The organism is Bacillus sp. ChL18, assembly GCF_026241425.1.
In the GTDB taxonomy this organism is placed as follows: Bacteria; Bacillota; Bacilli; order Bacillales; family Bacillaceae; genus Bacillus; species Bacillus velezensis.
Window position 1 is genome coordinate 144,880 of sequence record NZ_JAPHWE010000004.1, and the last position, 24,584, is coordinate 169,463.

General features: G+C 48.6%; 10 protein-coding genes and 1 pseudogene. 9 read left to right on the top strand and 2 right to left on the bottom strand.

Features of this window, described 5'->3' with window-relative positions:
* Positions 1 to 59: 59 nt before the first annotated feature.
* The 4 genes from OQ477_RS19120 to OQ477_RS20965 all read left to right on the top strand — a co-directional run bounded on the left by OQ477_RS19120 (position 60) and on the right by OQ477_RS20965 (position 10,700).
* Positions 60 to 1,496: an anion permease gene (locus tag OQ477_RS19120; protein ID WP_007408966.1), complete on the top strand. Its 1,437-nt coding sequence runs from the start codon at positions 60 to 62 to the stop codon at positions 1,494 to 1,496.
* Between the two features lie 106 nt (positions 1,497 to 1,602).
* Complete coding sequence (locus OQ477_RS19125) at positions 1,603 to 2,301, top strand: hypothetical protein (protein ID WP_265973503.1); 699 nt, start codon at positions 1,603 to 1,605, stop codon at positions 2,299 to 2,301.
* 114 nt (positions 2,302 to 2,415) lie between these two features.
* On the top strand, positions 2,416 to 7,872 hold the full coding sequence (locus OQ477_RS21120) for an NTTRR-F1 domain (protein WP_416346540.1): 5,457 nt from the start codon (positions 2,416 to 2,418) through the stop codon (positions 7,870 to 7,872).
* 179 nt (positions 7,873 to 8,051) lie between these two features.
* Complete coding sequence (locus OQ477_RS20965) at positions 8,052 to 10,700, top strand: exosporium glycoprotein BclB-related protein (RefSeq protein WP_323054523.1); 2,649 nt, start codon at positions 8,052 to 8,054, stop codon at positions 10,698 to 10,700.
* Positions 10,701 to 10,851: 151 nt separating this feature from the next.
* Here the strand turns inward: OQ477_RS20965 and OQ477_RS19150 are convergent, their stop codons facing one another.
* Both OQ477_RS19150 and OQ477_RS19155 read right to left on the bottom strand, forming a co-directional pair.
* A complete protein-coding gene (locus OQ477_RS19150) occupies positions 10,852 to 11,931 on the bottom strand; it encodes a response regulator (RefSeq protein ID WP_265973550.1) in 1,080 nt (359 codons plus the stop codon).
* A 72-nt stretch (positions 11,932 to 12,003) separates the two neighbouring features.
* A pseudogene (locus tag OQ477_RS19155) lies at positions 12,004 to 13,887 on the bottom strand (ATP-binding protein); the annotation flags it as partial.
* Between the two features lie 234 nt (positions 13,888 to 14,121).
* Between OQ477_RS19155 and OQ477_RS19160 the strand changes: the two are divergent.
* The 5 genes from OQ477_RS19160 (at position 14,122) to OQ477_RS19180 (ending at position 24,572) form a co-directional block, all read left to right on the top strand.
* Positions 14,122 to 15,198 (top strand): response regulator, encoded by a 1,077-nt coding sequence (locus tag OQ477_RS19160; RefSeq protein WP_265973504.1) that lies wholly within the window; start codon positions 14,122 to 14,124, stop codon positions 15,196 to 15,198.
* A 179-nt stretch (positions 15,199 to 15,377) separates the two neighbouring features.
* Complete coding sequence (locus OQ477_RS19165; protein ID WP_265973505.1) at positions 15,378 to 21,287, top strand: SpaA isopeptide-forming pilin-related protein; 5,910 nt, start codon at positions 15,378 to 15,380, stop codon at positions 21,285 to 21,287.
* Positions 21,288 to 21,394: 107 nt separating this feature from the next.
* Entirely contained in the window at positions 21,395 to 22,048 is a 654-nt protein-coding gene (locus tag OQ477_RS19170; RefSeq protein ID WP_265973506.1) for a class A sortase, read from the top strand.
* 242 nt (positions 22,049 to 22,290) lie between these two features.
* Positions 22,291 to 23,895 (top strand): sensor histidine kinase, encoded by a 1,605-nt coding sequence (locus OQ477_RS19175; RefSeq protein WP_265973507.1) that lies wholly within the window; start codon positions 22,291 to 22,293, stop codon positions 23,893 to 23,895.
* A complete protein-coding gene (locus tag OQ477_RS19180; RefSeq protein ID WP_007610021.1) occupies positions 23,892 to 24,572 on the top strand; it encodes a response regulator in 681 nt (226 codons plus the stop codon). The genes OQ477_RS19175 and OQ477_RS19180 overlap by 4 nt, the downstream gene beginning before the upstream one ends.
* Positions 24,573 to 24,584 lie beyond the last annotated feature (12 nt).

The following is a 24,584-nucleotide window of genomic DNA, read 5'->3' on the forward strand; positions in this document are numbered from 1 at the left end:
TAGTTAAGTAGTAAAATGGGATAGGGGATGGAAGACAACAAAATAGGAGGAGACCTGTAATGGCTTCAGAAAAAGACGCAAAAAAACAGCAGGCAGTAAAAATCATTCCTTTGCTTATTACTGTTGCTGTGGGATTAATCATTTGGTTTATTCCCGCGCCGTCCGGACTTGAACCTAAAGCATGGCATTTGTTCGCTATTTTTGTCGCAACAATTATCGGCTTTATCTCCAAGCCCTTGCCAATGGGCGCAATTGCAATTTTTGCATTGGCAGTCACCGCGTTAACGGGAACGCTATCTATTGAAAATACGTTAAGCGGATTTGGAAACAAGACAATCTGGCTGATTGTCATCGCCTTTTTTATTTCCCGGGGGTTCATCAAAACCGGGCTCGGCGCCAGGATTTCTTACGTATTCGTACAACGGTTCGGGAAGAAAACACTCGGCCTTTCTTATTCACTGCTTTTCAGTGATTTAATTTTATCACCTGCCATTCCGAGCAACACGGCACGGGCGGGCGGCATTATTTTTCCTATTATCAGATCATTATCCGAAACTTTCGGATCAACGCCGGCAGACGGAACAGAGCGGAAAATCGGCGCTTTCTTATTAAAAACCGGTTTTCAAGGAAACTTGATTACGTCTGCGATGTTTTTGACGGCAATGGCGGCGAACCCGCTGATCGCCAAGCTGGCCCACGATGTCGCAGGGGTGGACATCACATGGACAAGCTGGGCAATCGCGGCCATTGTACCGGGATTGGCGAGCTTAATCATTACGCCGCTCGTCATTTATAAGCTGTATCCGCCGGAAATTAAAGAAACACCGGATGCGGCTAAAATCGCAACGGAAAAATTGAAAGAAATGGGTCCGTTTAAAAAATCCGAACTCTCCATGGTCATCGTCTTTTTATTGGTGCTTGCGCTGTGGATTTTCGGAGGAAGCTTAAATATTGACGCAACGACGACGGCCCTGATCGGATTATCCGTTTTGCTTTTGTCACAGGTATTAACATGGGAGGACATCAAAAAGGAACAAGGTGCATGGGATACGCTGACTTGGTTCGCGGCGCTTGTGATGCTGGCGAATTTCCTGAATGAGCTCGGTATGGTGTCTTGGTTCAGCAATATGATGAAATCTTCTGTTTCCGGTTTTTCATGGATTGTGGCATTTATGATTCTGATTGTCGTGTATTATTACACGCATTACTTCTTTGCGAGCGCAACCGCGCATATCAGCGCCATGTATGCGGCATTTCTCGCCGTCATCGTGGCGGCAGGCGCTCCGCCGCTGTTGGCGGCGCTCAGTCTGGCGTTTTTCAGCAACCTTTTCGGTTCAACGACGCATTACGGCTCAGGAGCGGCTCCGGTCTTTTTCGGAGCGGGTTATATATCGCAAAGCAAATGGTGGTCCATCGGCTTTATCCTGTCAATCGTCCATATTGTGACATGGCTTGTGATCGGCGGATTATGGTGGAAAGTATTAGGGTTATGGTAGAAGAAAAAGGCAGACTCAGGTCTGCCTTTTTTTTATTTCTGCAAGGAAGGGGAAGGGCCTGCACATGATGACTTCAGTGCGAATAGAATATGGCCGGGGTGATAATATGAGCAGCGGCCGTAATCAATACATGATATTGAAACAGAAACCTTACAAATATATGAGCAGACATATGAAACGCTGGTATGAACAATTACCATGTGAACTTGAAAGACCGGAAACAGGGACGGAAAAACGGTTTCCGTCTTCAGATGAAAATCGATCTGCCTTGTGCGTACCCGGGCTGCGAGGTCCCGAAGGCAAAAGAGGCCCCGCCGGCTCCCGCGGTCCGCAAGGGGAGGCGGGTCCGCCCGGTCCCCCGGGGCCTGAGGGGCCGCCGGGAGCGGTTCCGGCTGTAGCTTTTCAAAATACAGCAGACCAGATGATGATTCCGTTAGAAGGAACACCGATAAACGTGTTAAGCGCAGTGATAGCCGCGCCGACAGATCAATTGGTGAAAACGGATGCCGTCATACAAGTAAATGTGGAATTAGATCCGCTCGCGTCTCATTTCTCATTGGTCTTAGCTCTCGAGCTGCAAAGAAATGGCGTATCGATACAAACACAGAGACAAGAGCGGAACCTCTTTTCTTCAGGCGGACAAATCATAGGAATTCCTTTTACGTACATTGACGAAATGAAGGCGGATGAAACAGCCGCGTACCAGCTCTATTTATCCGTCCTTTCTTCGAATTACGTAACACAAGTCGCAGCGGCAAACCGCTCCCTCATTGCGACGGGATTCCCCATTCAAGGATCGGACTAAGGTGATGAATAGAAATCACCTTTTTTATTTAGGTTGTCAAAACACAGCCCGTATTAATATGCTGTCTTAATAAGTAAGACGGTCAACAACGGGAAGGAGAGGGAAAAAGATTGAATGAATAATCCGATTATAAACGGAAGCTTTGAAACCGGCACATTAGCGGGGTGGAGTTCGGCAAATACCCAGATTAACAGTTTGTTTGCACATTCAGGGAGATATTCTGCGCAATTTATTGGAGCTCAGCCATATGCTTACCTCAGTCAAATTGTTCCAATTTCAGCCAAGTCAGTGACTCTATTCGTATCACTCGCAACGCTCGGAAATGAGCCAAGTCCCCAAGTAACTCTCCAGATCATCTATGTCAGCGCAGCAGGTGAACAAATCAGTTCCATTCAAGAAAATATTACACCCGGAAATTTGCCGAACGTGCTCTTCCACACATGGTCTGAAATCTATAAAACAAGCAGTGTGCCTTCTGGCGCGGCCTCTGCCGTCATTGTATTAAGTAAAGTTTCTACCGGCACGGTTTTAATAGACGATGTTTCATTGGCGCAAACCGGGGGTGAACCTGGCGTAACAGGAATTACAGGTCCCACAGGAGTGACGGGTCCCACAGGAGTAACCGGAGTAACTGGTGTAACGGGATCAACTGGTTCAACCGGGGCAAGAGGAGCGACGGGGTCAACGGGTGCACCCGGGGTTACAGGCCCAACTGGCGCAACAGGTTCAACCGGTTCAACTGGAGTGACTGGGGTAACCGGAATAACGGGAGCCACCGGAGCAACAGGAGCGACCGGAGTAACGGGATCGACAGGAGCAATCGGTTCCACTGGCGCCACAGGTCCAACGGGTGCAACCGGGTCAACAGGAGGAACTGGTTCAACCGGAGCCACAGGTACAACCGGCTCAACTGGTATAACAGGAGCGACAGGAGTCACAGGATCAACGGGTGCATCCGGCCCGACTGGAGTCACAGGATCAACGGGTGCATCCGGCCCGACAGGAGTCACAGGATCAACGGGTGCATCCGGCCCGACTGGAGTAACTGGTCCAACTGGAGTAACCGGGTCGACGGGAGTAACAGGGGCAACCGGAGTCACAGGGGCAACAGGGGTTACTGGCCCAGCCGGAGTGACTGGTCCAACTGGATTGACCGGCTCAATTGGTGCGACCGGCTCAACCGGCGCAACGGGCGCCACGGGCATAACCGGAGCAACTGGGGTAGCAGGTTCAACCGGAGTAACGGGGTTAACCGGAGCAACTGGTGTGACTGGCCCGACGGGGGTCACGGGATCGACCGGTTCAACTGGAGCAACCGGCCCAACCGGCTCGACCGGTCCAACGGGAGTAACAGGAGCGACTGGGGTAACTGGTCCAACTGGCCCAACAGGAGCGACCGGAATAACAGGTCCGACCGGGGAGACAGGAGCGACTGGTGTAACGGGGACAACCGGGGTAACAGGTTCAACCGGAGCAACGGGGTTAACCGGATCAACTGGTGTGACTGGCCCGACGGGGGTCATGGGATCGACAGGAGTAACAGGGGTAACCGGGGCGACGGGAGAAACAGGCTCAACCGGAGCGGCAGGTCCAACCGGAGTAACAGGTGCATCGGGGGCAACCGGGTCAACTGGAGAAATCGGGCCAACTGGCTCAACCGGCGCAACTGGCCCAGCCGGAGTGACTGGTCCAACTGGCCCAACGGGAGTAACTGGAGTAACGGGGGTAACTGGAGAAATCGGCCCAACGGGAGAAACCGGGGCGACAGGAATAACCGGGCCGACAGGAGCAACCGGCTCAACGGGTGCAATGGGATCGACAGGATCGACTGGGGTAACGGGTGTAACAGGATCAACCGGAGAAATGGGTTCAACTGGAGTAACCGGGGCGACGGGAGTAACCGGAGAAACCGGGGCGACAGGAATAACCGGGCCGACAGGAGCAACGGGAACGACCGGCTCAACAGGCACAACTGGCCCAACGGGAGTAACAGGAGCGCCAGGAGAAACCGGGTCAACTGGGGAGACTGGTTCAACGGGATCGACAGGAGAAACTGGAGTGACTGGAACAACAGGTGTAACAGGCCCAACTGGCTCAACCGGAGTAACAGGCTCGACCGGCCCAACAGGAGTAGCCGGATCGACAGGAGAAACCGGAGCAACTGGAGCGACTGGATTAACTGGAGCGACCGGAGTAACAGGCCCAACTGGTGTAACAGGTTCAACCGGAGAAACCGGAGCAACTGGAGTGACTGGGTCAACGGGGATAATTGGAGCCACAGGGGTTACTGGCCCGATCGGTCCAACAGGATCAACAGGAGAAACGGGTGCAATCGGCCCAACAGGAGGAACTGGGTCAACCGGGGCAACAGGGGTAACTGGAGAAATCGGTCCAACCGGAGTAACCGGTGCAACGGGAGAAACCGGCTCGACAGGCTCAACAGGCCCAACTGGTGCGACTGGTGTAACCGGTCCAACTGGTGCAACCGGCTCAACCGGCCCAACTGGGGTCACGGGCTCAACAGGAGAAACTGGTGCAACGGGAGTAACGGGTCCAACAGGAGAAACCGGGTCGACAGGAATAACCGGAGCAACGGGAGTGACTGGTGCAACGGGGATAACCGGAGCAACTGGCTCAACAGGAGAAACTGGTGCAACGGGAGTAACGGGTCCAACCGGAGAAACCGGCTCAACTGGTGTAACTGGTTCAACCGGAACAACAGGAGCAACAGGGATTACTGGCTCAACCGGAGAAACCGGTGCAACTGGTGTAACTGGTTCAACAGGAGAAACTGGAGCGACAGGAGTAACCGGATCGACTGGCGCAACGGGCTCAACTGGAGTAACAGGAGCAACAGGTTCAACCGGAGAAACCGGCCCAACTGGGTCAACAGGAACAACCGGAGTAACAGGGGCGACTGGAGTAACAGGAGCGACTGGGGTAACGGGTGTAACGGGATCAACAGGAGCAACGGGGATAACGGGAGCCACAGGGGCTACTGGCCCGATCGGCCCAACAGGAGCGACCGGAATAACAGGTCCGACCGGGGAGACAGGAGCGACTGGTGTAACGGGGACAATCGGGGTAACAGGTTCAACCGGAGCAACGGGGCTGACTGGACCAACGGGGTTCACCGGAGAAACCGGAGCGACCGGTGTAACTGGGGAAACGGGAGTAACTGGTGCAACGGGAGAAACTGGCCCAACAGGAGTAACTGGGGCAACAGGATCAACAGGATCAACAGGAGTGACTGGCCCGACTGGGGTCACGGGCTCAACTGGTGTAACCGGATCAACAGGATCGACAGGAGAAACGGGGTCAACCGGGTCAACTGGGGAGACTGGTCCAACGGGATCGACAGGAGAAACTGGAGCGACTGGCTCAACTGGCTCAACTGGAGCAACAGGCCCAACTGGTGTGACTGGCCCAATTGGGGCGACTGGTGTAACTGGTCCAACGGGTGCAACTGGCTCGACCGGCTCAACTGGTGCGACGGGATTAACTGGAGAAACCGGTGCAACAGGAGCAACAGGAGAGACCGGAGAGACCGGAGTAACAGGGGCAACAGGAGTTACTGGCCCGACTGGGGTCACGGGCTCAACTGGTGTAACTGGCGCAACCGGAGAAACTGGCTCGACCGGAGATACCGGAGTGACTGGAGCAACGGGGATAACAGGAGCAACAGGAATAACCGGAACCACGGGCCCAACCGGCCCAACAGGGGCAACGGGAGTAACGGGCTCAACCGGAGTAACAGGCCCAACCGGCGCGACTGGCTCAACTGGAATCACGGGTCCAACCGGAGTAACCGGGACGACAGGAGAAACCGGAGCGACCGGTGTAACTGGGGCAACAGGAACAACGGGAGAAATCGGCTCGACTGGTGCAACAGGGTCGACTGGAGTAACAGGCCCAACTGGTGTAACTGGTTCAACCGGAGAAACCGGTGCAACAGGTGTAACTGGAGAAACCGGCCCAACAGGAGCAACAGGTGGAACCGGAGAAACCGGAGCAACGGGAGAAACCGGTGCAACAGGGTCGACTGGAGTAACAGGCCCAACTGGTGTAACTGGTTCAACCGGAGAAACCGGTGCAACGGGATCGACAGGCCCAACTGGTTCAACAGGATCAACGGGAGCCACCGGAGTAACAGGAGTTACTGGCCCGACCGGGGTCACAGGCTCAACTGGAGCAACTGGCACAACAGGAGAAAACGGTGCAACTGGAGTAACTGGGGCAACGGGGTCAACCGGGTCAACCGGGTCAACCGGGTCAACCGGGTCAACCGGGTCAACAGGGGCGACTGGAGTAACAGGCCCAACTGGTGTAACTGGTTCAACCGGAGCAACCGGCCCAACCGGCTCAACCGGAGCAACCGGCCCAACCGGAGCAACAGGTGCAACTGGAGAAACCGGCGCAACAGGAGTAACAGGCCCAACCGGAGCAACGGGAGAAACAGGATCAACCGGTCCAACCGGAGCAACGGGAGTAACCGGCTCAATCGGAGCAACGGGAGCAACGGGAGCAACGGGAGTAACCGGTCCAACCGGTCCAACCGGAGTAACTGGATCAACAGGAGTAACAGGTTCAACCGGAGCAACTGGTCCAACTGGTGTCACGGGAGTAACAGGAGCAACGGGAGTAACTGGAGTAACAGGAGCAACGGGAGTAACTGGAGTAACAGGAGTAACGGGTGCAACCGGAGTAACTGGAGTAACAGGAGTAACGGGTGCAACCGGAGTAACTGGAGTAACAGGAGTAACTGGAGTAACAGGAGTAACGGGTGCAACCGGAGTAACTGGAGTAACCGGAGCAACGGGTGCAACCGGAGTAACAGGGCCAACAGGCTCAACCGGATCGACCGGAGTAACCGGAATAACGGGCCCAACCGGATCGACAGGCCCAACCGGCTTGACTGGAGCAACTGGAGTAACGGGAGTAACCGGAGCAACTGGAGTAACGGGAGTAACGGGAGTAACCGGAGCAACTGGAGTAACGGGAGTAACCGGAGCAACTGGAGTAACGGGAGTAACCGGAGCAACTGGAGTAACCGGAGCAACGGGAGTAACGGGAGTAACAGGATCAACGGGAGTAACCGGAGCAACGGGAGTAACAGGATCAACCGGAGTAACCGGCTCAACAGGCCCAACCGGCGCCACAGGCAGTACACCAACCTTGCTCTTCACAAGAACCAACGGGCCGCTCACTGTTTATCCGCCGTTAAATACAGAAGTTCCCGTTGCTACGCTGGCAATCCCAGTTAATGCTTTGCAGAATGTAAAGCTTGATTATGCCCTCAGTGTCGCGTTAACATCTGCAGCCAATTCAAACTTTGTTTTTGAGGTGAGATTATATAGGGGAACAGTACAAATTCATACAAGAACTCTGTCGCGAACTAATACTACCGCAGCTACGGATAGTTTCTCGATTGCTGATACAACAGTGGATACAGCACCGACCGCAGGAACAAACACGTACCAGCTGAGGATTATTTTCACAACTGCTAATAATTTAACGGCAGCAACTGCTCTCAATATCGATTTTAACAGCATTCGTTTCCCGACAACCTAATGACAACAGCAGACTGATATTTTAAAGATGAAAGACCTGACTTATGCACAGTTAGGTCTTTTTTCTGTAAATGCTGCATGATGCAGCCTTAAAGAACATTTAAAAATTTGCCCAATAGAAGTGGGATTTTGCCACACCTTTTTTCTTCGTGGAAATATTATGAAAATAGAGGTGGTGTAATGAGAAAAGGAGATACTTGGTATAACAGATACGACTCTTGGGATTACGACTGCCGGAATTGCAATGATTGTTGCTGTCATTTTCAACATAAAAGAAGAAATCAAAGGCGCAGTTATCAAAATCGGGCACATTGCTGTGAAGGATTCTGTTGCGAAAACTCTTGCTGCCATGAAAGATGGTGTCCATGCTGTCATCCAAATCATTTTCATGTAAGAGGATTCACCGGAGCAACGGGGTTTACCGGAGCAACGGGGTGCACCGGAGCAACGGGGCTGACCGGAGCAACAGGGCTGACTGGAGCAACGGGATTCACTGGAGCAACGGGATTCACTGGAGCTACGGGCTCGACTGGGAATACCGGAGCGACTGGGGTAACCGGCGTCACTGGAGATCCCGGCGCGACTGGAGCCACCGGCGCCACGGGAGTAACGGGAGCAACGGGAGCAACAGGCTCGACCGGAGCAACCGGCGCCACCGGAGTAACGGGAGCCACAGGAGTAACAGGCTCGACCGGAGTAACCGGCGCAACTGGGATAACGGGAGCAACCGGGCTCACCGGTGCAACTGGAGTAACCGGAGCGACCGGAGTAACAGGTGCAACTGGGGTAACGGGAACAACCGGAATAACCGGAGATACTGGAGCCACTGGAGAAACCGGGATAACGGGAGCCACGGGAGTAACAGGCTCAACCGGAGTAACGGGGGCAACTGGGGTAACCGGAGATACTGGAGTAACGGGAGCAACCGGAGTAACTGGAGTAACCGGGGATACTGGAGCGACCGGAATAACGGGAGCTACTGGGGTAACCGGAGCCACTGGGATAACGGGAGCAACCGGGGTAACCGGAGATATCGGAGTGACCGGAACAACCGGAGCCGCCGGAGTAACGGGAGCAACCGGTGTAACAGGAGCGACCGGAGTAACGGGCGCAACTGGTATAACGGGAGTAACCGGAGATACTGGAGCGACGGGAATAACGGGCTCCACCGGAATAACGGGCTCCACCGGAATAACAGGAGCCACCGGAGTAACAGGAGCGACCGGAGATATTGGAGCCACTGGTGTAACGGGAGCCACCGGAGTAACGGGAGCAACCGGAGTAACAGGAGCAACCGGAGTAACGGGCGCCACTGGAGTAACAGGAGCCACTGGTGTAACGGGCGCCACTGGAGCGACAGGAGATACTGGATCCACTGGTGTAACGGGAGCCGCTGGAGTAACAGGAGCGACCGGAGTAACGGGCGCAACCGGAATAACGGGAGCCACTGGTGTAACGGGCGCCGCCGGAGTAACAGGAGCAACCGGGGTAACGGGAGTAACCGGAGCTACTGGAGCGACGGGAATAACGGGAGCAACCGGTGTAACAGGAGCAACCGGTGTAACAGGAGCCACTGGAGTAACAGGAGCGACTGGTGTAACGGGCTCCACCGGAGCGACAGGAGATACTGGATCCACTGGTGTAACGGGAGCCGCTGGAGTAACAGGAGCGACCGGAGTAACGGGCGCAACCGGAATAACGGGAGCCACTGGTGTAACGGGCGCGACAGGAGTAACGGGCGCCGCCGGAGTAACGGGAGCAACTGGTGTAACAGGCTCCACTGGAGTAACAGGAGCGACAGGAGATACTGGGGCGACCGGAATAACCGGAGCCACGGGAGCGACCGGAGCGACCGGAGTAACAGGCGCAACTGGTATAACGGGATCAACCGGTGTAACAGGAGCGACAGGAGATACTGGATCCACTGGTGTAACGGGAGCCGCTGGAGTAACAGGAGCCACCGGAGTAACGGGCGCCACCGGAGCAACAGGCGCAACTGGTATAACGGGAGTAACTGGAGATACTGGAGCGACCGGAGTAACAGGTGCTACCGGTGTAACCGGGGATACTGGAGTAACTGGAGCAACCGGGGTAACCGGCGCCACCGGAGTCACTGGAGTAACGGGATCAACAGGAGCAACCGGGGTAACGGGGGTAACAGGAGCAACAGGGATTACCGGCGCCACCGGGGCAACTGGAGCAACCGGGGTAACGGGAGTAACAGGAGCGACCGGAGTAACCGGCGCAACTGGGATAACAGGAGCAACCGGAGTAACAGGAGCGACCGGAGTAACCGGGGTAACCGGAGCAGGCGCGATCATTCCTTATGCTTCAGGTCTTCCAACTGCCGTGACGACCATTGCCGGCGGATTAATCGGAACGGTGAGCCTTGTCGGGTTCGGCAATTCTGTGACGGGCGTCAATGTCGGAGGGGGAGGTGCAATTGATCTTACCGGGGCCGGAGGAACTCTGCTGAACTTTGCTTTTTCTGCTCCGAGAAGCGGAACCATTACATCAATTGCCGCCTATTTCAGTACAACCGCAGCATTGTCGCTTGTCGGCTCGACTGTTACGATAACCGCACAATTATACAGTTCCACTGTGCCGAACAATACGTTCACGCCGATCCCCGGAGCATCCGTCACTTTAGCTCCTCCCCTCACCGGCATATTGTCAATCGGCAGCATCAGCAACGGAATCACGACAGGGCTGAACATTGCGGTAACTCCTCAAACCCGGCTGTTAATGGTATTCTCTGCCACTGCGACAGGCCTTTCGCTTATTAATACAGTGGCGGGATATGCAAGCGCGGGAGTTACGATTTCTTAAGTGAAAACGGCCAGACTGGTGCGGATCATCTAAGCTTGGAGAAGATATCACTTTTTCTTCAAGCTTTTTTGTTTTTACTTTTTGGGTAAATAAAGGCTGACGGGAATTTCCCGACAGCCGGCAGAAGTATTTACATGCCTTCGGTAGTTAATCAGTATATTAATGAAGACGTTTTTAGTGAGTTCGAATCATCCGTTGTGCCGGGAGTGTGAATCATCATCGAAACAGCGGTGCCCTCATCCGGGGTGCTGGTGATCGTCAATTCGCTTCCGCAAAAATGCTTCAGCCGCCGATTGATATTTTTCAGGCCGACACTGCGATTAACATCAGAAGACAAAATATCTTTCTGTATGTCCGGCATGATGCCGGTTCCATTATCCTCCACTTTGATAAAATACGTGTTTTCGCCTTGTTTTTTCGCTGTCAGCTTTATCCGTCCGCCGCCTCTTTTCTTACTGATCCCGTGATGAACGGCGTTTTCCACCAATGGCTGTATCATTAAAGGCGGAAGGGGGAAGTCAATGTCCTGTTCAATATCAAAAAGGATATCAATCCGTTTGCCGAAGCGTGTTTTTTCTATAGAAAGATATGACGTAATGATAGAAAGTTCGTTTCTGAATGAGCTGATGTCCGAAGTGTTTTGAAAATCAAAACTCATCCTTAAATAGTTTGTAAATGCAGCAGTCGTTTCCCGTGCTTTTTCAATATCCAAATGGCTGAGCGCGATGATCGTATTTAATACATTGTAAAGAAAATGAGGCTTAATCTGCGACTGAAGAAACGCCATTTCTAAATTTGTGGCTTGGTGAGCCGTATGCTTCATCAAAATTAAATTTTTAATACGCGCGGTGAATTCAGAGTAATGATAAGGCTTCTGTAAGATGTCGTTTGCTCCGGCATGAAACGCCTTGTATTTGTCATGGCTGATAATGGCTGCCGTAACGATAAGAACCGGCAGATCGACCATGCTGAATCTTTCGCGGATGTTTGTGCAGACTTCAAAACCCGTCATGTCGGGCATCATCAAGTCTAATATGACCAAGTCAAGCTTCGAGGAAGAGACAGCTTGAAGCGCCTCTTTTCCGCTTTTTACTGCGATTACGTTATAAGGAACACCTTCCAGCATATCCGTTAAAATTTTCAAACTCTCGATGTTATCGTCGACGATCAGAATCGTCGGAGCCTCGATTTTTTCTGAGTGATAAGGCGTGACCAGCGAAATATCCGACATTCTCTGCCCGGGCTGTGATTTAGGAAGTTCGGTCTTTGCTTCCGGTAAAGAATCAATTTGAGCGGCGGGTAACGTAAAATGAAAGGCTGATCCTTGCGCCGCCGCTGACTCCGCCCAGATGTCCCCGTTTTGGAGATTGACGAGCTGTTTCACAATACTTAAACCTAAACCCGTTCCATCTTCTTCCGTCCCTCCCGCTTGCTGAAAAGAATCAAAAATGGTTTCAAGATCAGCCTCAGGAATGCCGCTGCCGGTATCGGCCACCGTGATTTGAATCATTTTGTCATTCAGGCTTTCAGCAGAAAGAATAATGTTCCCCTCGGATGTGTACTTGATTGCGTTTTCAATAAGATTGGTTAAGATTTGCCGGAATCGGTTTTCATCTGCAAGCACCAAAGGGAGATCGTCCGGCACATGATTAAGAATGGCAAGTTTTTTATGTTTGGATAAAAGCCGGTAGAAGTTCATCTCACTGGATATGACGGCATGCACATCGACGGGAACCGGACGAATCTGCAGCATACCCTGCTTCATTTTTTCCAAATCAAGAATATCATTTACGAGATCAGAAAGTCTGTAGCCCATACGGATGATCAGCTGCATATTTTCTTTCTCTTCCTCTATCGTCTTCTTTTTTCTGCCGGCTACAAGGGTTTGGCATATATTAATAATGCTGTTCAGCGGCGTCTTGAATTCGTGTGAAGTTTTGGCGATAAATTCATCTTTCAGTTGGTCCATTTTGACTAATTTCCGTGAGAGGACTTCATTGTCCCGGAAAGCTCCGGCGAATTGCTGCGCCATCAGAAGAACCACCGCCAATAAAGCGATGACTGTCGGCAATGAATAGAGCGAATTAAAAGAAAAAGCCGTTTTGCCGCTGTAAGCCGAAATGGTCGTAAGAATCACAAAAGCGCTCATCGAGACGGATGCGAGTGTAAGGTACGTGCTTCCTTTTATTTTTCTTATGGCGGCAATCGTAAAAATATATGTAATATAAAACAGAGTCGTAACGGCAAGCACAGAATGTAAAATGTATGAGAGATGGTCAATGAAACTTCCGGACATAAAATCAGTGATCAAGATGGTCCCGGATAAAGCGGTTAAAATGGTGATCGTCGTTTTTGAGACAATTTCTCTGTATGCATAAAAGAGATAAAGAAAAACCGCTATGCTGACAAGCACGGTTGAGATGATACGCAAGGAATTCAGCAATGAAAATGAAATAGACGGAAAGAGGAGAAAGATAATTCTTTCTTTCCCGATCATAAGAATAATGGCAGAAAAAAGCAGACACATCACGGAAAAGAACAATAAATGTTTATCCTTTGTCCGTTGCAGAAAAAAGCCGAGAAAATATAAACCGGTAATGAAAAAAGCCGTAATCATAATGGAATCATTGAAAAAGGAAATTTGATTCTCGCGTATAATTTGTTCCTGAGTCCCAAACGTTATCGGTTTTGCGATCCCCCAGCCGGGAACTTTTCCGAAATTCGAAAAATGCAGGACAAGTTCATTGTCACCCTTGCGAAGCCTGAAAAAGCTGCTGTACGGTTTGTTCTGCGCCTTAAAATCAGCTTTTTCTGAAGGATTGCCGCTCTGTCCGATTACTTTTCCATTAAGATAAAGGCGGTTTGAACTGTAGATAAAAGATGTGCTGATCCCCAAAACCTGATTGTCTTCATTTGAGCGGATTGTCAGTTTGTACGTTCCGTAATCCACGTCGGCCGTTTTTCCGAACAGCTTCACATTGACGGGGACATCAACGAGTACGGGATTTTTTCCTTTTGCTGAATGAAGAGCCTGCGGTGACAGCATCTGATTTGGATAAAGAATCCATTTCCCGTTCAGCTGGACATTTCCATCCTTTTGAAAATCCCACTTTTCCAGATTGATCACGCCCTGTTCCGCTTGAGGGAGGGATGATCCTGAAAAATAATTCAGGACCATAAAAATCATAAAGAAAGCGGCATAGCCGCAAATAATCGAAATCGAAATAAATTTTTCTTTCACATCATTACTCCTTTATCCCATTCAGGGGCATTCTATTATCCTATGTAATGTATAAATATTGTAATCACAAACGTTATAATACAACAAGAGAAAGAAAAAGAATCCAACTATATAGGGCATTAGGCATGGTATAATTGAAATTATTTTCAGATATATCTATATTGACGGGTGGGATGCGGTTTGAAAGCGTTAATTGTGGATGATGAGGAACTGGCATTGCTTCATTTTAATCGTATGCTTGAGCGGACAAACGCCTTTCAATCTATTATAACGTTTCAAGATCCGGCGGAAGTTCTGGAGCACTCGGAGCTTTCAGCAGCTGATGCGGTGTTTCTTGACATTGAAATGCCCGGGATAAACGGTATTGAGCTTGCTGAATCGATTCAGGAGCTCAATGAAAATATTCAAGTTATTTTTATCACCGCTTATAATGAATTCGCGATCAAAGCGTTTGAATTAAATGCTGTCGATTATCTTTTAAAACCGGTTGACAATGCCCGGCTGCTGACAACTGTTGAGCGAATCCGAATGAATAAAAAACTCAGGACGGCAGAAGAGAATACCGGGACGGATTATGTTATACAATGTTTTGGGAACCTGGACTTTTATCAATCGGTAAATGGTGTCAAAACATACATAACAGTCAAGTGGAGAACATCCAAAGCCCGTGAACTGTATGCATTTTTACTTCTTAATCAAGGGCGCACAGTCAGTAAAGACATGCTGATGGAAATGTTTTGGCCTGCTTATGATATATCAAAAGCAAGCACCCAGCTCTATTCGACAATATATCAGATACGGAAATTAATCGGTCAGCTGCCCTTCAGCCAATCAATAGAAAATACCGATATAGGATACATTCTCCGGCTTTCCGGGGTAAAGATTGATACAGTTGAATGGGAAAAAACATTAAAAGAGGCTCCTCCGCTCAGCGCAGCTGCACTAACCCGGCACATGAACATTGTCATGTCATATGAGAACCATTATCTCATGGAGAATGGCTATCTGTGGGCGGAGCCGGAAAAAGCGCGTCTGGCCCATCTGTGGCTCAGCAAAGCGTACGAACTGATTGATTTTCTCATCCAAGAGAAGAACGATCATCAAGCGATGGATGTTTGCTTGCAGGTTGAGAAAATAGAGCCCGGTGACGATAAAATTATACAATACAAACTGCAGTTATTTAATAAACTGGGAAAGGTAGAAGAGGCGATAAAGGAATACGAACGCTATAAACAATTGAAGGATAAAATCAATTGACGATTGAATGACCGGACCGGCTGATGCCGGTCTTTTTTTGTGCGCTATTTCTGAAATGATCCCATGTACAGAATTTGTATAGGCCGATTTCATACAATGTAGTTTGGTTCGGATAAGGAGAATCCCATGCTTACCGGCTTGTTCGAACGTAAGTCTATATAAAAGGGGAGGAATAAGACTTGGGAGTGAGGAACTTTTCGTTCAGCCCGAAAAAAAGCAAAAGGCTGAGGCCGGCATTGATTTCATGCTTCACGCTGTTTTTCATCTTCAGCCAGGTTGTCAGCTTTACTCCGATCGCAGCCGCTTCCGGATCACAACAAAGCGAGAGCGGGTTCTTTGATTCAGTTGCAGTCAAAGACGGCAGACAGCAGACTGTTGACGGGTCAAAAGGGAGTGAGCCCGCTTTAGCACCGGGGGATAAAGTGACACTGACATACGAATGGTCACTAAAAAACAAGGAAGATGCAAGTGACCGGAATATCACCGTAAAGATTCCGGAAAGTTTTACATTAGATAACGATGCCGAAGGTGAGCTGACATCAGCTGATCGGGTGATCGGTATATATAAAGCTGAAGCAAAAAGCAGCACGCTGGAAGTGAAAGTGAACGATGCTGGAGCGGATGCCGGGAATGCCAAAAGCTCCATTACACTGTCGGCGAAGTTTACTCCCGACATAGCAGATGAGACGAAAATGGCAAAAGCTCTTTTTCAACTGGATGCCGGCAAGACCCAGCAGGTGTTAATACCTGTGAAGAAAGACGGAACAACGGATTCCGAAACAGAAAAAAACACCTCTTCAACACCTGCTGAACCTCAGGAAAAGACAGAGAAAAAGTCAGCACCTGCGGACGGCGGGGATAAAGCAGAACAGACAACGAAATCAAAACCTTCTGCTAAACGCAGTCAATCAAAAATGGTGATTTCAAGCAAATCTGCCGCTAAAAGCCTTCAATCAGGCGGAAGTCAGATTACGCAAAATATTTTAACTGATGTGAAATTGACGGATGAAAAAGGAAAACCATATGACAAAAACAACCCTGCGAATACGAACTCTCCGGCAAATATCACCATTCAATGGGCGATTCCGAATGAGCTGGGAAAAACAATAAACGACGGTGATCGATATGAATTTGATCTGCCTAAAGAATTTATCATGCATAATGACATTACGAACCAGCCATTGACCGACGGCGATAGTACGTACGGAACTTTTTCCATTAATACGAGCGGCCATGTCATCATGACGTTTAACGGCGAGGTAAAAGAAGATACTAACGTCAAGGGGTCATTGTATGTAAACACCCAATTCAATCAGAAAGAAATAAAAGGATCAACCACACAAAAGATTAAGTTTCCGGTTAACTCTGATACGCCGGACGTAACGGTTTATTTTAAACCGAATGTCAATAAAACCATTGAGAAATCAGGGTCATTGGATAAAGGTATTAATCCTGGAAAGGTAACGTGGACGGTTGATCTTAATAAAAAGGAAGAAGAAGTTAAACATGCGAAATTGACTGAAAGCCTTCCGGACGAATTGACTTTCCGCTCTGTGAAAGTGTATGAACTTGATGTGAATATTGACGGCTCGGTGAGTCAGGGAAATGAGATAACTTCAGGTTATACCGTTGACGAAAACGGTAATGTCACCTTCGCCGGGACAATTGATTCAGCCTACCGGCTCATATATGATACGGAAATTAAAGATGAGGCAAAGCCGGGTAAAGGCGGGAACATCACGCTGACAAACAAGGCGGCATTCAGCGGAGAAAATGCGGAGCCGATTTCTGCGGAAGCTTCCGTAACAGCGGGTTACGGAAAAATGATAGAAAAATCTTCGACAGGTTATAAAGGAGAAACCCAAACGTTCAGCTGGGCTGTTATGTACAACTACGGTGAGAAAAAGATTGATCAATCCAAAGCCGGCATCAAGGATACGTTCGGATCAGACGATCTGCATCTTGTTCCCGGTTCATTGAAAGTCCTTCCGATTACATTCAGCCAGAACGGCAGCGAACAAGAGGGCGCCCCATTAAAAGAGGGTGAGGATTATACGCTGACTGATAACGGGAACGGCTTTGACATAAAATTCAAGCAAACTGTCACAGGAGCATATAAGATCATTTATCAATCTCAAGTCAACGATGGGGTCATTATTGACAGTCCTGTCAAATACACCAACACAGCAGTGACAGATACAGGGGAATCAAAGGAAACTCCGGGAACCGCCATTCAGCAGAATCTGATTAAAAATTATTCAAACGCAGACTATGAGAAGAAGACGGTTGATTGGACAATCACAGTTAACAAAAACGGTTACACAATGAAAGACTGGACGCTGGATGATCAATTTACCAGCGGAGGCCTGGCGCTCATTGACGATTCATTTCACATGCAAGACACGACTGATAACAAAACGCTGAAAGAAGGAACAGACTATACATTAACAAAAAAACCCGGAAATCAAGGCTTTACAATAGCATTGATCGGGGACTACGCAGAAACAAACAGTCAGTTTAAGATCACGTATAAGACAAAATTCAACGCTGACTTTTCAAACGAAACGATTAAGAATACGGCGGAGTCCACATGGACCGATAAAAACGGCAACAAACGCACAAATAAGGAATCGAGCGGTTTCACACCGAACAATCAGACGTCCCATAACGGATTCAAAAACGGCTCATACAACGCCGTTTCAAAAGAAATCACATGGAAAGTCGGCATCAATTATAATGGCGAACCTTCAAAAAATCCTTATATAAAAGATACGATCACAGATGGTCAGCAATTTTTGCATGGATCGGTTGCTGTTAAAACGTATACCATCAGCAAAAACGGCTCCATCACTGAAGGAGAGGCGCTGGATTCTTCAAAATATGAAATAGAAGAGCCGTCAGACGGCAACAAAAATACGTTAATCGTACGTCTCAAAACAGATGACGCTGTACCATACCTGATTGAATTTAAAACGTCATTAAAAGGCCAGGTCATCAAACAGAGTCAATACACAAACAAAGCAGAGTACTTTAATAATGACCATGCAGACCGAACGCTGACGGGTTCAGTTTCCATCGCAAACGGAGGAAACCTGATTTCTAAAGGCGGCAAACAGAACGGAAACAATATCGATTGGAACATCAATGTCAATGCCAGCCAATCGACACTGGATGACGTAAAAGTCAAAGACACACCGGATGAGAATCAAATAATAGATGAAGATTCTTTTAAAGTATATCAAGCAAAATATAATGAGAACGGCGTTATGAAAGACAGCAGCGGAAATCTTATTCCGGGTGATGTGGAGCTTGAGAAAGATAAGGACTATAAAGTAGATATGAAAACTGACAATGCCACCGGTGAACAATCATTTGTCCTTACCTTTATAGGCGGCTATAAACAAATCGACCGCGCGTATGTCATACAATATCGTTCTCTCATTAATATTTCCGGCAGCAGCGGTCAGGTCAGCAACAAAGTGTCGATATCGGGGACGAATGTTGAGGAGCAGACCCAAGAGAACAACAGCTCAGTGTTTGTCGCCATTTCAAGCGGCGGCGGCTCAGGATCAGGAGAGAAGGGAAGCCTGACGATATCTAAAACAGGATCAGACGGAACATCTCTTTCAGGAGCAGATTTTCAATTATGGTCTAAAGACGGCAAGCAGCTGCTGCGTACGGGCACAACAGATGATGCCGGTAAACTTACGTTTGGGAATATCCGTTACGGAACCTATGTACTGAAAGAAATAAAAGCTCCGGACGGCTACACCATCAGCGATGCTTATGCAAACGGGGTCTCCGTTGCGATTGACGGCAAATCCTCGGCTGCAGGAGCACTCTATAAAGTCATAAATCAAAAAAATAAGGTGACGCTTATCAAAAAAGACGAAAACAACAAGCCTTTGGCCGGTGCTGTATTTAAGCTTGAGAAAAAATCAAGCGACGGTACCTATACTCTGATAAAAAATAATATTGAAAGCGATAAAAATGGGAAAGTTGAGATCAACGGTTTGCCCGCCGGATACTATCGGCTGATGGAGACGAAAGCCCCATCAGGGTTTATCGTAAACACAAAAGCCATTCACTTCTCAATCGCAAAGAACGAAAAGAATCAAGTACCTGATGTTGAATTGGGATCAATGGTGAATTATAAAGGAAAAGCCGCATTAACGAAGAAAGATGCAGACGGCGGGAATCTTGAAGGCGCAGTTTTCAAAATCATCGACAGTGATGGTAAAACGGTTCAGGAAGATCTGGTTTCAGATAAGGACGGAAAAATAGAAACATCCGGCCTTGCACCCGGTCATTACGCCTTCATTGAAACGAAAGCGCCCGACGGCTATGTGTTAAATACGGAGAAAGTGGAGTTTACCATCTCAGAAACAGCGGAAGGAAAGCCGGAGTCAATTGACGCAGGAACGGCCGTCAACTATAAAGGCTCTGTCCGGCTGACGAAGGAAGATGCGGAAGGCCGAAACCTTGAAGGTGCAGTCTTCAAAATCGTCGACAGTGATGGAAACACGGTTAAAGAAGATCTGGTTTCAGATAGTAACGGAAAAGTAGAAACATCCGGCCTTGCACCCGGTCATTACGCCTTCATCGAAACGAAAGCGCCTGACGGCTATGTGTTAAATACGGAGAAAATAGAGTTTACCATCTCAGAATCGGCGGAAGGAAAGCCGGCGTCAACTGACGCAGGAACGGCCGTCAACTATAAAGGCTCTGTCCGGCTGACGAAGGAAGATGCGGAAGGCAAGAAGCTTGAAGGCGCAGTCTTCAAAATCGTCGGCAGTGATGGAAACACGGTTAAAGAAGATCTGGTTTCAGATAAAGAAGGAAAAGTAGAAACGTCCGGTCTTGCACCGGGGCATTACGCCTTCATTGAAACGAAAGCACCCGACGGCTATGTGTTAAATACGGAGAAAAAAGAGTTTACCATCTCAGAAACAGCGGAAGGAAAGCCGAAGCCGTCTGATGCCGGCACCTTTGTCAACTATCAAGGCTCTGTCCAGCTGATCAAGAAGGATCAAGACGGAAACGTTTTAGACGGTGCAGTATTTAAAATCATTGACAGTGATGGAAAAACCGTAAGAGACGATCTGATGACAAAAGAAGGCGGCAAAATTGACGCCGGCGGTTTGGCGCCCGGAAACTATCAATTTGTTGAAACAAAAGCGCCGGATGGTTATCTGCTGTCAACAACCCCTGTGCCGTTTACGGTTAAGACTGAGAACAGCGGAAAACCGAATCAGGCTGCCCTGACTGCGGTTAACATCAAGAACAGCGTTGTTCTCACAAAATTGGATCAAGGTGACAAACGGAAAGTCCTGCAAGGTGCGAAGTTTAATCTGACAGATGCAAACGGCAAAGTACTGACAGAGGGTCTGACGACAGATGAGCACGGACAGATTATCGTACGGGGACTGAAAGCAGGCGAATATCAATTTATCGAAACAAAAGCGCCTGAACTTTACAGTTTGGATCAAACGCCAATATCATTCAAGATCACAAATACCGACATAAAACCAGTCGAAATCAGTGCGGAGAATACACTGACGCCTGGTGATGTCACACTGACAAAAGTGGATCATGACGATAAAAATAAGGTGCTGGAAGGTGCTGAATTCAAGATCACGGATTCTGCCGGACATCCGGTAAACACCGGCGGCAGCAAAGAACGGCCGGCGGTATGGAAGACGGATCAAAAGGGCCGGTTTACGGTGAAAGGATTAGCGCCCGGGCAGTATCGATTTATCGAAACAAAAGCGCCTGACGGCTATCAGCTGAACGAAAAACCAATTGAATTCACCATTGAAAAAGGACAGTCAAAAGCCGTTGAGGTCGTCGTTTCTAATAAGAAATTAAAAAATCCCGCACCTGGGAAAGACACACCGAATCATCAAACGAATCAAGGCGGGCATCACCCTGATACCAATGGTAAAACCAATCACTCGGATACAGGCAAAAACCTGCCGAAAACCGGTGATACGGACGGTATAATACCGGTCACGGCCGGTATTCTGCTGCTATTAGCCGGCGGAGCCGCGGCTGTTGTATCAAGAAAGAAGAAAGCAAGGAATAGATAGACGTTATCGCACCTGATCATGTAAGAATCGATCAGGTGCTTTTTTAAAAAGAGAATCATTACTCACCAAATACTCACCGCATGACGTACAAGAAAGGAATTTTCTTCATGGTAAAAAAAATGATCATTGCCGTTCTTATTTTGTCCGGGCTGCTTCTCATTTCCTCTCCTCTCATGAAAGGCTGTTTGATCGCGTACCTCAGTAAAAGCCAAATTGAATCGGAATTGACCGCAGAACAAGCGCGGAAAAATAACATGAAAAAAGCGGACTATGATTTTGAATCCATTCATCCGCCCGGTTTCAGGGAAACAGTTCAGTCAAGTTTTAATCGCAAACCAAAACCGATAATCGGACGGATAACCATCAGCAGCATCGATTTAGACCTTCCGATTTTAAAAGGCACAACCAATGAAAACCTGCTGATCGGCGCGGCAACTATGCGTCCGGATCAGAAAATGGGCGAGGGAAACTACCCGTTGGCAGGCCACCATCTGAAGCAGGAGAACCTATTGTTCGGCCCTCTTTTACACATAAAAAAAGGCGCGCAAATCGTGATTACCGACTTTAGAAAAGACTATATTTATTCTGTAACATCAAAAACCATGATTTCAGAAATAGAAGCAAACGCAATTCAGGAGACAAAAGATAAAGAGATTACATTAATCACATGCGACAAAGCGGTAAGAACCGAAGGGCGCCTGGCCGTCAAAGGAAAATTGATTGATATTTCCGGTCATTCAAATATATCTCAGCCATCATAGAGAATCATTCTGTCAACTGAATATACGTCCGTTGTTAAACATCCCGAGACTGGCTTCTGTCAGTCTTTTTTTTGCACAGCGATTATTAAAAGTTCATCCTTCTTATCTCCCTTGAGGGAAATTATACCAGACTGCACTTTTTGAAAGAAATGACAAGAGAAAAAGATCACGAAAATTCTCAAAAATGAGAAACAAAGATTTAAAAAGTGGTATGATTTTAGGAGGAAAGGACGGCTGGTGCTGTGTTGGAAGCGAAGCGGTTTTATGTCTCTCTGCAAATGAAAATCGCCGGATTAATCACGGCTTTATTAATACTTGTCATCGGAACGCTCACAGTTATATTTGCCTTTCAGCAATTAAAGGAAGGCCAGAAGCAGGCTGAACAGCTGGCGGTGCAAACGGCAAAAACCATTTCATACATGCCACCTGTAAAAGAGGCGTTCCGGCTTGCGGATCAAGCTGCTTTTACAAAGTTAGACGTCATTGAACAAATGAAAGAACAGGCAGGCGCGCACGCTGTCTATATTACTGATCAAAAAGGGCATGTTGCATTTCATTCGGCCCGCAGCAGCATTCCGAAAGAAAATCAAAATCTGCAAAACAAAACCGTCATGTTCGGCGGGTCTCCGGTTTCTGACGGAATGAAGGCCGTCCGGGGAAGCGCCCCGGTTATTCTGGAGGAAAAAAATCATAACGAAGTCGTCGGAACGGTGACAGTCGAGTTTTTACAAGATGAGATAGAAAAAGATATGAAAGCGCATCTGCGGCATTTAGGCTATTTTGCATGCTTGGTGTTTCTTATCGGCATCGGGGGAGCGGCGGCGCTCGCAAAAAGCATCCGTAAAGATACACTCGGCCTTGAACCGCATGAAATTGCAGCTCTGTACCGGGAGCGAAATGCGATGCTCCTTGCGATGAAAGAAGGGATTATCGCCGTAAACAAAGAAGGCGCGGTAACCATGATGAATTTATCTGCGGCTGATATGCTGAATCTTCCGGAACCGACGATCGGAAGGCATATAAAAGAAATCATGCCGGGCGCAAATCTCATGCCGGTTTTGGCAGGGGGAGAATTACCGCCGAACGTGGAGGTGCGTGCCGGAGATAAAGTATTTATCTTAAACGTGAAAGAAATGAAGCAGACCGGGCAAGTATACGGAGCGGTGATCAGCTTCCGCGAAAAAACGGAGCTCAAGAAACTGATTAACAAGCTGACTGAAATGAAAAAATACTCGGAGGATCTTCGGGCGCAAACGCATGAATTCTCGAATAAGCTTTACGCGATCCTCGGTCTGTTAGAGCTGGGAGAATATAATGAAGCCATTGAACTGATAAAAGAAGAGTACGCCATCCAGAATGAACAGCACGAAATCCTCTTTCAAAACATTCATTCACAGCGGGTTCAGGCCATACTATTAGGAAAAATGGGAAAGGCGTCTGAGAAGAAAGTGAAGCTTTCAATAGATGAAAACAGCTTTTTAGAATCGCTGCCGGAGCATGTGGGTTCATCCCAGCTCATTACGATCATCGGAAATCTTATTGATAACGCTTTCGAAGCCGTCGCCGAAAAAGAGAAAAAAGAGGTCGCCTTTTTTATGACCGATATCGGCAGGGATATCGTCATCGAAGTGGCGGATTCAGGAGACGGCGTGCCTCAGGAAAAAACAGAAACGATATTTGAAAAGGGCTACTCTTCAAAGGGGACGAGGAGAGGATACGGCTTAGCTAATCTGAAAGAAGCCGTCAGTGAATTGCAGGGATCGATAGAGATTTCGCAGCAAAAGAGCGGCGGTGCCGTATTTACGGTGTTTATACCGAAAGAAAGGCCAAAGGGGGAATCGGTGTGATTAACATCGCGATTGCAGAGGACGACTTTCGAATAGCGCAAATTCACGAAAAATTTATCGAACATCTTGATGGATTCAATGTCATCGGCAAAGCAATCAATGCCAAAGACACCATATCGCTGCTTGAGAAACGGCAGCCTGATCTGCTGCTTTTGGATATTTATATGCCGGATGAGCTGGGGACAGATCTGCTTCCCCTTATCCGCGGCCGTTTTCCTTCCGTTGATATCATCATTATTACGGCTTCTGCCGAAACAAGACTGCTGCAGGAAGCGCTCAGATCAGGCGTTTCCCACTATGTCATAAAGCCGGTGTCGGCACATAAATTTACAGAAGTGCTTTTGCAGTACCGTGAAAAAAGAGAATGGCTGCACTCACAGCCGGAGCTGAGCCAGTCCGTTATCGACATGTTTTTCGGAAGCGGTCAGAAAGAACAAAAACAGCTCAATGATCTGCCGACCGGGATTAATTCGATTACACTTCAAAAAATCAAAAACGCGCTCAGGGCAGCCCAAAAAGGGATGACGGCTGAAGAACTGGGCGAAAAAATGGGCGCCTCCAGAACAACGGCGCGGCGCTACGCCGAGTTTCTCGTTTCTCGGGAAGAAGCGCTCGCTGAATTAGAGTACGGCATTATCGGCAGGCCGGAACGGAAATATTATTTAGCACATGAATAAGGGATGGGAGAA